At 42.6% G+C, this 12,557-nt stretch carries 11 protein-coding genes; 5 read left to right on the top strand and 6 right to left on the bottom strand.

The features are described from left to right. Positions 1-76: 76 nt before the first annotated feature. Positions 77-1,978: a SusD/RagB family nutrient-binding outer membrane lipoprotein gene (locus ABWY16_RS06740; RefSeq protein ID WP_353903886.1), complete on the bottom strand. Its 1,902-nt coding sequence runs from the start codon at positions 1,976-1,978 to the stop codon at positions 77-79. 17 nt (positions 1,979-1,995) lie between these two features. Beyond that, positions 1,996-5,139 (bottom strand): SusC/RagA family TonB-linked outer membrane protein, encoded by a 3,144-nt coding sequence (locus ABWY16_RS06745; RefSeq protein ID WP_353903887.1) that lies wholly within the window; start codon positions 5,137-5,139, stop codon positions 1,996-1,998. A gap of 526 nt (positions 5,140-5,665) precedes the next feature. On the opposite strand from ABWY16_RS06745, the gene ABWY16_RS06750 reads away from it, so the two are divergent. Both ABWY16_RS06750 and ABWY16_RS06755 read left to right on the top strand, forming a co-directional pair. Continuing rightward, entirely contained in the window at positions 5,666-6,040 is a 375-nt protein-coding gene (locus ABWY16_RS06750; protein ID WP_353903888.1) for a response regulator, read from the top strand. A 65-nt stretch (positions 6,041-6,105) separates the two neighbouring features. Beyond that, positions 6,106-6,465, top strand: coding sequence for a response regulator transcription factor (locus ABWY16_RS06755; protein WP_353903889.1), 360 nt, complete (start codon positions 6,106-6,108; stop codon positions 6,463-6,465). Positions 6,466-6,502: 37 nt separating this feature from the next. On the opposite strand, the gene ABWY16_RS06760 is transcribed toward ABWY16_RS06755, so the two are convergent. After that, positions 6,503-8,278 carry a DUF885 domain-containing protein gene (locus ABWY16_RS06760; RefSeq protein ID WP_353903890.1) on the bottom strand — a complete coding sequence of 592 codons (1,776 nt, stop codon included), beginning with the start codon at positions 8,276-8,278 and terminating at the stop codon, positions 6,503-6,505. 196 nt (positions 8,279-8,474) lie between these two features. Between ABWY16_RS06760 and hxlB the strand changes: the two genes are divergently transcribed. From hxlB to ABWY16_RS06775, 3 genes are all read left to right on the top strand, one after another. Next, positions 8,475-9,059 carry a 6-phospho-3-hexuloisomerase gene (gene hxlB, locus ABWY16_RS06765; protein WP_353903891.1) on the top strand — a complete coding sequence of 195 codons (585 nt, stop codon included), beginning with the start codon at positions 8,475-8,477 and terminating at the stop codon, positions 9,057-9,059. Positions 9,060-9,086: 27 nt separating this feature from the next. After that, positions 9,087-9,719 carry a 3-hexulose-6-phosphate synthase gene (gene hxlA / locus ABWY16_RS06770; RefSeq protein WP_353903892.1) on the top strand — a complete coding sequence of 211 codons (633 nt, stop codon included), beginning with the start codon at positions 9,087-9,089 and terminating at the stop codon, positions 9,717-9,719. A gap of 159 nt (positions 9,720-9,878) precedes the next feature. Beyond that, positions 9,879-10,250, top strand: coding sequence for a response regulator transcription factor (locus ABWY16_RS06775; RefSeq protein ID WP_353903893.1), 372 nt, complete (start codon positions 9,879-9,881; stop codon positions 10,248-10,250). A 20-nt stretch (positions 10,251-10,270) separates the two neighbouring features. On the opposite strand, the gene lpxB is transcribed toward ABWY16_RS06775, so the two are convergent. The 3 genes from lpxB to surE are packed head-to-tail and all read right to left on the bottom strand — an operon-like array spanning position 10,271 to position 12,418. Next, entirely contained in the window at positions 10,271-11,380 is a 1,110-nt protein-coding gene (gene lpxB, locus ABWY16_RS06780; RefSeq protein WP_353903894.1) for a lipid-A-disaccharide synthase, read from the bottom strand. Further along, a complete protein-coding gene (locus tag ABWY16_RS06785; RefSeq protein WP_353903895.1) occupies positions 11,377-11,646 on the bottom strand; it encodes a stationary phase survival protein SurE in 270 nt (89 codons plus the stop codon). Before ABWY16_RS06785 ends, lpxB begins: the two co-directional genes overlap by 4 nt. Next, positions 11,639-12,418 carry a 5'/3'-nucleotidase SurE gene (gene surE, locus ABWY16_RS06790; RefSeq protein WP_353903896.1) on the bottom strand — a complete coding sequence of 260 codons (780 nt, stop codon included), beginning with the start codon at positions 12,416-12,418 and terminating at the stop codon, positions 11,639-11,641. Before surE ends, ABWY16_RS06785 begins: the two co-directional genes overlap by 8 nt. Positions 12,419-12,557 lie beyond the last annotated feature (139 nt).

The following is a 12,557-nucleotide window of genomic DNA, read 5'->3' on the forward strand; positions in this document are numbered from 1 at the left end:
GACAAAAGGCCTGACCACTTCAATGTGATCAGGCCTTTTGCTTATATCTACTATTTTAAGGTATGAAGGGTGTCAGCTATTTCTGAGCCCACCAAAGTGGAGTGAGTATAGCGTCCCCTCCCCCCAATGCACTAACCGCCTGGCCATACCCGGTTGAGTTGGCATTCAGCAGGCTCGAAGGATATTTCAATCGCTGCGGCAGGAATTTCACACTGCTGGTCATATAAGTTCCGTCAGTTAGGGCCGGCAAAGTCGTGATAGGAATCTCAATTGCAGGATTTTCAAAGAATGGAAGACCTAATCTCCTGTGGTCATTCCATGTTTCCAATGGTAACCATGGAGTTTGGGCGATAAACTTCTGGGTAATGATTTTTGTCAAATGATCATTTTTTACAGTACCATTTTTGTAAAGTGTATTGGTTGGATAGGCAACAGTTTTACTGCCTGCAGCACCAGTAATACCATCTTCAAAGTTCATAACACGTGCAGTTGGCTCTGTAGTATGAGTCCAGCTTACAGAAGTTCCCACCCTGTTATAGTCGGTAGAACTTAAATAAGAGCCCAGGGCGATACCCCAATACTCAAAGCTTTTAGCTATACCAGTTTCATAAGCCGTCTGTGCTGCTACCGGTGAAGCCCATCCCCTTTCAGCACCTTCAGCCAGCAGGAAATATGTTTCCCATGGCCCAAAGAACAATCTTTTCTGGGTACTGTTCCTGAACTGGTTGTTTATACGAGGCATCGTACCGCCATAATTTACAAGCTGGTTCATCGGATCTTTTGCACCCCAGTTACCATCAGTTTTCGCATTCCATGTATTTGTAGCGTCAACTTCTTTTACGGTTGCGCCACTGGCATCTTTCAGCAATCTTTTGGTGATCGTATCGTAACCACTGTTTTGTTTTGGATAGTTTGTATTGGTCAGATCACCAGGAATACTGAATAAAACATAGGCACGGGGATCGATAGTGAACGGTAAGCCGTTAAACCAATATCCGGCCTGAGGGTCATTTGTTTTAAGGGCAAATTGTGCCGGATAGTATTGTCCTAACCAGTTTGCAGGCTTGATAGAAGCCTGAAAGCTGCTTCCTAGTTGTGCTGAGGTTTGTATACCGCCCAGACCTACGAATAAGTTATTGAGTGTGGCAGAAAGCGGTTGTGTATCCCATGTTCTGGTCATCACTCCGGTAAGCGCATTCCATCCATCCACTTCCTGTACCTGGAAATTATCTGCCTGAAGGGTAATGAAATCGTTGGTTGCTGCTGCGGCTTCAAATTCAGTTTTGGCTTTAGCGGCATCTACTTCTGATAAGCGCATGGCCAAACGTAACCGCATTGAGTTTGCGTACTTTCTCCATGATGCATATTTATAACCATAAGCAGGATCTTGTTTAGCTAATTCTGATGGATTTACAATAGCCAGATCCAGCTTGGCACTTGCATCTTTAAGTTCATCAAGCAAATAATAATAGACAGTTTTTACATCTGAAAAATCGGGATTAAGCCCTTCAAAACCTTTAACCGGTATTGGGCCAAAGTTATCAGACATCTCGCTCATCAGGTATGCTCTCCAGATTCTTGCCACCTGGATCAGGTTGTTAGTGTAAGTTTTGGATGTGCCCGCAGTAATTTGTGCGTTTCCGATTTGTATCGCTGTATTAGCAGAGTTCAGCCAGCCTGATACCTGGTTGTAATAAGCACCCGACCACCCATCATCGTAACTGGCAACGGAGATCGCTCCGCCATCCACATCTGCAGCCTGACGGCCTGCTGGTTTCCAGTAAAGTACGAAAGACCTCTCTGCAACATCCGGATTCATTTGTGCTTCAACAATAGAGTTATTGATAAAGTACTCCACCTGCACCTGCTGGTCATTGGCAGCAGTAGGATTTACATTTACTTCATCAAATTTTTTACAGGATACCATTATCAGTGTTGCTGTAAACACAACACATGATTTTTTAAATATTGAGTTCATGATATTTTATATTATGATTAAAAGCCTAAGGTTAAGTTGAATGAGAACGTACGTGTAGTTGGAGGACTGGAATTTTCAAATCCAACGGCATTTCCGCCGGTAGCAAAAACAGACTCAGGATCTATTCCATTTAAATGACTGGTAATCAGCCAAACGTTATTACAGGATACACCAATTTTAGCCCGTTGAACAAACGTTTTAGCTAAAATTTTTGGAGAAATATTATAGCTCAGGTTCACGTTTCTCAAACGGATATTGGTTGCATCATATAAATTAGCTTCCGTGATTCCAAGGTTACCCACTCCTGCAACTGCCGTCCAGTATTGCTGAACAGATACTGATTTGGTATTTGCTTCATAGGTGTTGGTTGTGGTATTTAACACTGCACCGGCAGCCACCATGTCATCCCTCAATCCATTGACAACTGTATTTGAGGCTGTCCCATTTTCCTGCATTCCCGCGAGTGTTCCTGAGAAGATCTTTCCGCCAAAACGTCCGTCTACCAGGAATGACAGGTTGAAACCTTTGTAACCAAATGTATTGGTAATACCCACCAGCGCATCTGCCTGCTGGTTACCCAATTTTACACCCTGCTCTCCCCTTTGAGGAAGCCCATTGGCATCTAACAGAATCTGACCGTCCATAGGACTGCCCGGACTGTTCACCCTCAGAAATTTACTTCCGTAAATCTCTCCGTACTTACCTCCCGCAACAGCGAGGACACTGATGTCATCATATCCACCCAACCTGTATTGGGTAACGTCCCCACTCAAGTATTTTACTGTGTTATCATTGTGTGAATAGTTTGCAGCAAGATTCCAGTTTACTGAATTTGGATTGCTGAGAATATTCGCATCTACCATCAACTCATAACCTTTATTCTGAATGTTTCCGGCATTGATTTTTTTAGATGAATAGCCACTCAATGGATCCAGGGGAAGGTCAATCAGCTGATTGGTAGCATTTGATTTGTAATATGAAAAATCAAAACCAAAGCGGCCTTTGAAGAATCGCATTTCGGCACCTGCTTCATATGATTTAATCAACTCGTTAACTACGTTTTCATCATACAATGTACCGTTTCTGCTGGCGGTTGTATTCCCGTTGGGGTCTTTGCCAATATTATAGGTATTATACAACTGATAAGCGCCCAGATCATTTCCAACAGATGCGTATGAAGCTCTCAGTTTAGCATAGCTTAACCACGATGGCAACGTTTTACCCAGTTTTGTTAACATATCTGTAATCACGTAGGATAAACTTACAGACGGATAAAAAAATGAGCGGTTGGATGGACTCAATGTAGAACTCCAGTCATTTCTGAACGTACCGTCCAGAAATAAATATCCGTCCCAGTTCACTTGTGCAGTACCGTACACGGAGTTGATCTTTTTCTTGGTGTAAACCTGTGAAACACCTGGGCTGTTTACACCATTATTAAGCGAGAATAAATCGGGAACTACCAACTGTCCTGAGCTTGCACCAAGGATATTTCTTTCCTGAGACATTAAATTACCACCAACAGTAAATGCGCCGCCCAAACGATCGAAAATGTTGTCTTTGTGGCCTGATAGGAGTGCACTGAAATTGGTTTCAGTAAAGGTTTCCTTGCTCAGGCTATACTGTCCGGTAGTTGAAGACGGGCTTCCTCCATACAATTTTCCTTCAGTAGTTGTAGTGTATTTATCAGCACCACCCTGTACCTGGGCTGTCAGCCAGCTGTTAAAATTATATTTTAAGTTGCCATTCATCACATACCTGTCCCGAACATCCTGGTTTAAATTATAATCTTTGGCCCAGTATGGATTAAGCTGTGTGCTGGTTGGATTGTACCAGGTCATTTTTCCATTCTGATCTCTGGATTGAATAAACTGGGTAATATCCAGTGATCTCGGCAAGTTGTATAAAGTACCAAATACGTTGTTTACATTATTACCGCTGTTTGGCCTGTTTTCAGCATTATTATTGGTGTACTGAATTTTAGTATCGGTCTCCCATCTGTTGTCTTTTCCAAATTTACTAACTGCTCTGGCTGTTAAATTGGTTCTGTGCAGCTCTGTTCCGGGAATGATACTTTTATCATCCAGTTTATTAAATGATGTATAAATTGAAGTACCATTACTCACCTGCTGCTGCAGGGAAACGCTTTGGTTAGAGCTGATACCCTGGTCGATATAACTGCTGATGTTATCAAAGCTGCGCAGTGGTGTCGGTTGGTCATTCCAGGCAGTTACACTTTGTCCGGCAATTTTAGGTCCCCAGCTTAAGCCAGACTGATTGTCAAATACATTATTTGTTCCCTGCCCAAAATCATTCTGCAATTTAGGATTGGTAAAAACGCTTTCGATACCCAAAGTAGACGAAACGGTAATCCCCACTCCCTTCTGTGCCCTTCCGCTTTTGGTAGTAATCATAATTACTCCGTTACCTGCTCTGGAACCATACAAAGCTGCTGCTGAAGGGCCTTTCAGTACAGAAATACTTTCGATATCCTCGGCGTTGATATCCGAGAGACCGTTACCCATATCTATTGCAGGATTGTAAAAATCATTATTTAGCGTACCGCTTGCAGCATTTACATTTCCTGTAAAATTGTTCACAGGCACACCATCTATTACAATCAGTGGCTGGTTGTCACCTGTCAGTGAGTTATTTCCCCTCAAGGTGATCTTGGATGATCCGGCAGGACCATTACTTGAACGTGTTACCTGTAAACCCGCCACCTTACCTGACAGAGCATTTACAAGGTTGGGTTCCCTGGCCTCAACAAGGGTTTCACCTTTTACTTCCTGTACTGCATAACCCAGAGATTTCTTTTCTCTTTTAATTCCAAGGGCTGTTACAACAACCTCAGACAAGGCATTGTTATCATCTTCCATTACAGCATTTACTGTAGCTGAGGAACCTACTGCAATTTCCTGAGATTTATAGCCAACGTATCTGAATACCAACACTGCACCCGGCTGGGCAGAAATGGCAAATTTACCGGCACCGTCCGTACTTGTGCCCTGGCCTGTTCCCTTGATTTGTACGCTAACTGCAGGAATAGGCGAGCCTGTGGCATCTTTCACTATTCCCGTTACTGTCTTTTGTGCATAAGTACTCAATGTTAAGAAACTTAACAGAAGAGCATAAAAACACCTTTCGTAGATTTTTTTCATGTCTGGTTACGTTTTTTTGGTTAAATGATTTTATAGTAGAATTGATTTTGTTCAATAACTAAGCGCTAGTAGCAGGTAATCGGGCCTGAATAACCAGGAAAAATGAAGGAAATTAAATTTGTTTGGCAAATTAGGCTTGAACGGTAAGGAACCGGCATGCTTCAAACTTGAAGCAGTTTATCGTTTTAGCTAAAAAGCCAAAGGGCATTTTTGAAAAATCACAAACAGCCTTAAACGAAAGTTTAGTTGTGCAAACACATAGTTTTATTAACGAAATCCTAAACAACATTACCTTTTTAACAGATACATTCATGAGAACGAGAGTGATTTACAGAATAAACTTAAATAATAAACTGAAGATTTTATAAAAATTTTGGTCTATCTCAAATATTTTACAATCAATCAGAACAGGTGTAAGTTGCCTTGTTTTTTACAGGTGATCAGTATTCACTCCCAGATAATCTATTAAATTCAAAACTATTTTTTCTTCTTACCGTTGTCTTTCCTGAACTGGCAACATAATGAGATGAAGAAATATATACATGTAGTAGAGGACAACGAAGATATCAGGTATATCGTAGAATTTTTTCTGATGGATTTTGATTACGAAGTACAGTTATCTTCTAATGTTAAAGAATTCATCGCCAGTCTGAAAGGCCCGCTCCCGGATCTGTACCTCGTTGATGTCATGCTTCCTGATGGTAACGGTCTGGAGATCTGCAATCACATTAAAAGCAACGAAGCCACTAAACATATCCCGGTGATCATTATGTCGGCACATTCTAACGAGAATGAGGTCAGAAGGGAATCCCTAGCAGATGATTTTATAAGTAAGCCCTTCGATCTCAACGATCTGGTTGCAGCTATTGAAAAACAATTGCAGGCAAAAAGCCACAAATAAGAAGCAGGTTATTGCCTGCAGTAATAGATGATTAATTTTAATTCAATAATACTTACATTTGAGACATGTCAAAATTGATACAGATCATCGAAGATGATGAAGCTATCCGGGATGTGATAGAGTACATATTACAGCAGTCGGACTATGACGTCCATGTGGCTGCCAATGCTAAAGAATTCAAAATAAATCTGCTTAACCTATTGCCAGACCTCATCCTTATGGACGTAAGGTTACCTGACGGCAATGGCCTGCAGTTATGCAGAAAACTGAAACAGAGTATTGATACAAGGCATATCCCTGTAATCATTATGTCTGCACACGCCACAGCGAAGGAGAGCAGTAAAGATGCTCTTGCGGATGATTTTATTGCCAAGCCTTTTGACCTGGACGATCTGCTGCTGCTGTGTGAGAAACACCTGGCATAAATAAAAAAGGGGCATTTGATATGCCCCCTTAATTCCTCTATTGTTTTGCTGCCCAGGCTTCCATCTTGGATTCAAATACACTCAGGGGCAGTGAACCGTCCTTCAGTACCTGTGTATGGAACTCTGCAACATTGAACCTGGCACCCAGTTTATTTTCGTATCTGCTGCGTAATTCCCTGATCTTCATTGCTCCTGTTTTATAACCCAGTGCCTGCGCAGGGATGCCCATATACCGTTCTATTTCTGCGGTAGCATACTGCTCATTGGCCGGCTCATTGGCCATCATATATTTTATTGCCTGCTCCCGGCTCATGTTCCTGGTGTGGATAGCTACATCAACGACCAGACGAATAGCCCGGTGCATTTCATCACCAAGACCACCCATGTATTGGTAAGGATCAGTATATAGTCCCAGTTCTTTTCCGAGCGATTCACAGTAAAGTGCCCAGCCTTCTACATAAGCATTATGCATCCCAAAACGACGGAACTTAGGCAAAGCCGTATTTTCCTGGGTAAGTGAGATCTGGTAATGGTGCCCCGGAATGGCTTCGTGCAGGAACAATGATTCCATACCCGAGGTGGTATTAAAGGTCTTAGCATCCAGGATAGGCACATAAAATATACCAGGGCGTTTACCGTCTGCAGAACCCTGATTATATTCCGCACTGGCGGATGCTGCACGAAATGCCTCCGTCTGGCGGATCTCAAACGGTGTTCTAGGCGTTACATTAAATAACTTCTTCAAATTCGGCTCCATCCTTTTATGGATATCTTCGAACGCGGCCAATACCTCTGCAGGAGTTTTGTAGGGCATAAATTCAGGATCCGTTTTCATATATTCGAAGAAGGCCATCAGGTCTCCTTTAAAACCCGTCTGATTTTTGATGCTATCCATCAGTGACCGAATCCTCGCCACCTCTTTTAAACCCGTCTGATAGATTTCTTCAGGAGTTTTGGTTGTTGTGGTTTGCTGTTTTACCAGGTAGGTATACATTTCCTTCCCCCCTGGCATAGACGAGAAACCTGAAGTTGTCCTTGCTTTTGGCAGGTATTCATTCTTCAGAAACTCACCAAGTTTTTTATACGCAGGAACAATGACCGTCAGAATAGCTTTTTCATACTCCCCCGTAATTCTTTTTTTATCAGCCGCAGAGAATTTTTTCGGAAGCAGGTTCACAGGACCATAAAACAGGCTCTTTTTAGGATCAGTCACCACCATACTTAACATTTGGGGATACATCTTGAGTACCAGTGCTTTTGGTAAAACCACACCAGCAGCCATTCCCTTTCTGAAATTACCTGCAGCAGTATCTGCCCATACTGAAAATGCAGTCACACGTTTCAGCCAGTTGTCATAATCCTTGACGGTTTTAAAGGGTTGTGCTCCTGTGCCAGAGCCGAGCTGACCAATTGTAAGCGGCAGGGCGAACATCTGGTTGAAAGGAAGGTATTCAAAATGATATTTCGAACCTTCGAGATTAATTTCGAGCTGGTCTTTTAGAACATCGTATGAAAGGGCATCATTTTCATCAAGCTGCGACCTGTCGTATTTTTTTAAACTATCTGAATATTGCTTGTTAAACTGTTTTACCGTCTCGAGATAAGCTGCAGAACCATCATTAGGTAGCAGGTCATTATACCGGTTATCACCAATATAGGTAGCACTCAGCGGATATAACTGCAGGGATTCTTCATAGTATTGGTCCAGCAGTTTACCAAATTGCTGGCTAGCTGCGGCAGTGTCATTTTTTGGTTTTTGCTTACAGGCCGATAAGGCAGCGGCAGCGAGAAGGATGAGAGCAATTTTCTTCATTATTTTCAAATTTGTATAATAAATCTAAAAAAAATTGGCAGGTATTGCTAATCACAAGGTTTTTTATTTGCACTATGATTATGGCAATTCTGTGATCTGAAACGCCGGATGTTTCCTGATAGTCCCACATAATGCGCATATAGTCTAACGTTAAGCCCTCCTGGCCGGACTACCTTTGGCGCAGATAAAAACCGATATGAGTACACCAATTGAACAGGACACCGCAACAGGCATCAGAGAAAATCTAATGATGATCCTTGAAGAAAACCTCAAACTTGCAGAACAGCTGGATTTTGATCAGATCGCTTTATTAATCCCTTATATTCAGAATGCCGATCGCATATTTCTGATTGGTGCCGGCCGCTCAGGCCTGGCATTGCGCTCAGCAGCTATGCGCCTGATGCATTTTGGACTGACGGTTTTTGTTGCTGGTGAAACAACCACACCTGCGATCAGGGAGGGTGATTTGCTGATTGCTGCATCCGGCTCAGGTACCACAAGTACCATTGTAAAAGCTGCAGAAAAAGCCGCCGCTACAGGTGCTGTTGTAGCAGCTATATCTACCACTACCGAATCGCCCCTGGCAAAATTATCTTCACTGGTACTGATCCTTCCTGCGGCACAGAAACAGGACCATGGAAAAACCATCTCTGACCAGTATGCAGGAAGCCTTTTTGAACAGGCAGTGTTACTGCTTACTGATGCCATCTTTCAGACCCTCTGGGCGGCAGACGGAACGCCTGCAGAAGAACTATGGAAAAGACATGCTAATCTCGAATAATTAAGTATACATATATAAACAAACATCATGGCAAAATTACAAGTCGCAATAGACTTATTAACTACAAAAGACGCATTAGAACTGGCTGCTAAAATTGCTCCTTATATCGATATTATTGAACTGGGAACTCCACTAATCAAAAATGAAGGAATAGCAGTAGTTACTGCAATGAAAGCTGCGCACCCTGATAAACTGGTATTTGCGGATTTAAAAACTATGGATGCAGGTGAACTGGAAGCTGACATCGCTTTTAAAGCTGGTGCGGATCTGGTAACTGTACTTGGAGCTGCAGGCGATGCAACTATCGCAGGTGCTATTAAAGCTGGTAAAGCACATGGAAAAGGTGTTGTTGTTGATACCATTGGCGTAGCTGACCGTGTTAAGCGTGCTCAGGAAGTAATTGAATTAGGAGCTGAGTTCGTAGAACTGCACGCAGGTTTAGATGAGCAATGGACTGCCGGATATTCTATCCAGGTATTGATTGACGAAGCTGCGCGTGCAGGTGTTCCCGTTTCGATTGCTGGTGGAGTAAACATTGGTAACATTACTGATGTAATTAAAGCAGGAGCAATCGTTGCTGTTGCAGGTGCTGCAATTTATGGAGCAGAAGATCCTGCTGCTGCTGCAAAAGCATTGCGTGAAGCAATTGATGCGGTTTAATCTTTTAAAAAGACAATATATCAAGGGCTGGCGGAGAAATCTGACCAGCCTTTGTGTTTGATGAACACTTCCAAGGTCAGTAAATGTTAGTCCCACTGCCTTGGTATTGGAACAATGTTTGATAGGAATTAGAATTGAAAAATAAAAATGGGATCAAATATGACTAAGAGAATACACGTGCTTGAAGATGATAGCGATATCAGGTATATCATTGAATATTTGCTCAAAGACGAAGGATACGAACTTCAGCTTTCCTCTTCAGTGAGTGAACTAAAAAGTAAACTCCGCGACTCTCTTCCTGATCTGTTTATTATCGACGTGATGCTACCGGACGGAAATGGTATTGAAATCTGTGATGATCTTAAAAGCGATATGTTTACCCGCCATATCCCAGTGATTGTAATGTCCGCTAATCCCAGAAGTAAACAGATGAGTTCTCAGGCATGTGCAGATGATTATATCAGCAAACCTTTTGACCTGGATGATGTGGTAAACCGGATTAACAATCTGCTGCTGAAAAAAACTGCCTGATGAATTGCTGATCTGAGTGATCAGCTTTCTTTCAGATACGCCCTGATCAGTTTGGCTGTCCTGCCTGAGGCACCGGGCTCTCCCATAATTTTAGCTAAATCCATGTAGCTTTCCATCATATTTTCCCTTTTGGGACCATCTGTCAGCTCTTTTAAACATGCTGTAACATTTACTGTATTACAGTCATTCTGGATCAGTTCGGTAACGATACCTTTATCCATGATCAGGTTGACCAGCGAGATAAACCTGATTTTTACCAGCATCCTGGCAATTGCGATTGAAATTGCCCCGCCCTTGTAAACCACTACCTGCGGAACTTTAAACAGTGCAGTCTCCAATGTGGCTGTGCCTGAAGCAACAACAGCTGCTTTGGCTATATGCAGCAGATCGTAAGTCTGCCCAAATACAAGTTTCACGTTTTTAGCACCAATGAAGCCCTGGTAATAAGCAGGCTGGAAACTCGGTGCTGCAGCAACAACAAACTGCTGATCGGGGAAACTTTCAATGACACTCAGCATTACCGGGAGCAGTCTTTCTATCTCCTGTTTACGGCTGCCGGGCAATAAAGCAATGATATCATCGCCAATCAGTCCGTTTTTGCTTAAGAAATCTTTATCCGGTACAAATAAGGCCTTCTCATCCAGCAAAGGATTACCTACGTAGTCGACCTGCATGCCCCATTCCTTATAAAAATCTACTTCAAAGGGAAGGATGCAGAACATTTTGTCGACCACCTTCTTGATTTTCAATACCCTCTTCTGGTTCCAGGCCCATACTTTCGGGGAGATATAGTAGCATACCCTAAGGTTGTTTTCCTTTGCAAATGCAGCGATCTTGAGATTAAAACCAGGGAAATCAATCAGCACCAGTACATCCGGCTGATAGGCCATAATGTCTTTCTTGCAGGTTTTCATATTCCTGAGAATGGTCTGCAGATTGAAGAGAACTTCCGTAAAACCCATAAAAGCCATATCAGCATAGTGTTTCACCAATGTTCCGCCTTCGGCTTTCATTTTATCACCTCCGAAATAACGGAATTCGGCATTTGCATCCTCTTCCTTGAGGGCCTTCATCAGGTTTGCCCCGTGCAGGTCGCCGGAAGCCTCACCGGCTACAAGGTAATACTTCATGGCTGCGATATTTTATAGAAAAAGAAGAGAAAGCCCCAGACAAATGTGGCACTTAGGATCCCCCTTCCCGTGTTTTCCTTATTGATCTTAAAAAAATATTTCAGTAAGAGCGCATTTACAGCGATGCAGCCAATCAGCAGCAGGTCTGCTTTCGCCAGCATGGCAACGCGGTGCATAACGAACCATACAATGGAAATCAATACACCCGGTACGAGAAGCCCGATACCGAAACCTGCCCAAACACTATTTTGAATACGGTTAGTCATTAAATGTCCAGCTGTTTAACAATGGAATTGCATGATGTGCGGTAAGGTCAAACTGTACAGGAACAACTGATACATATCCGTTATCGAGTGCCCATACATCAGTGTCTTCGCCTTTATCATTGTTCTGGAACACACCAGTCAGCCAGTAATACGGGCGGCCATGCGGATCCTGGCGTTCATCAAACTCTTCGGCCCATTTTGCATTGGCCTGACGGCAGATTTTAATCCCTTTGATACCGTTTCCCTTTGGAAAGTTCACATTGAGTAACGTAGCCTGCGGCAAACCGTTATCCAGCACCTGCTGTGCAATAGTTTTCACATATTTGAGGCAGTGGCTGAAATCAGCTTCCTCAGAGAAATCATCAAGGGAGAAACCTATCGAGGGGATTCCTTCTATCGCACCTTCTACGGCGGCAGACATCGTGCCTGAATAAATCACATTGATCGAATTGTTTAGTCCGTGATTAATACCGGAAACACACAGATCAGGCTTTTTACCCTTAAATATTTTATTGACGGCAAGTTTTACACAATCTACCGGTGTGCCGGAACATTTGTACATATCCACACCTTCATACAATTCTACTTTATTGAAACGCAATGGTTTACCTATTGTAATCGCATGTCCCATGCCCGACTGAGGGCCATCAGGCGCCACTACAACTACATTTCCAAGTTCTTTTACTGCTTCAATCAGATTTCTGATACCCGGCGCAGTGATACCATCATCATTTACCACTAAAATATTGGGTCTCGATTGCTCTTTCTTCATAAGGGTAAAAGTACAAGATTATAGGTTAAAACTATGATAAATTCAGTTTTCAAAAGTATATTTGAGTAAACTTATTAAAGGTGAAAATAACGTAATCCTGCTCATTCGTAACTTAATGAACAAAATAACGTCATAGTCT

This window comes from Pedobacter sp. (assembly GCF_040513095.1).
Classification (GTDB): domain Bacteria; phylum Bacteroidota; class Bacteroidia; order Sphingobacteriales; family Sphingobacteriaceae; genus Pedobacter.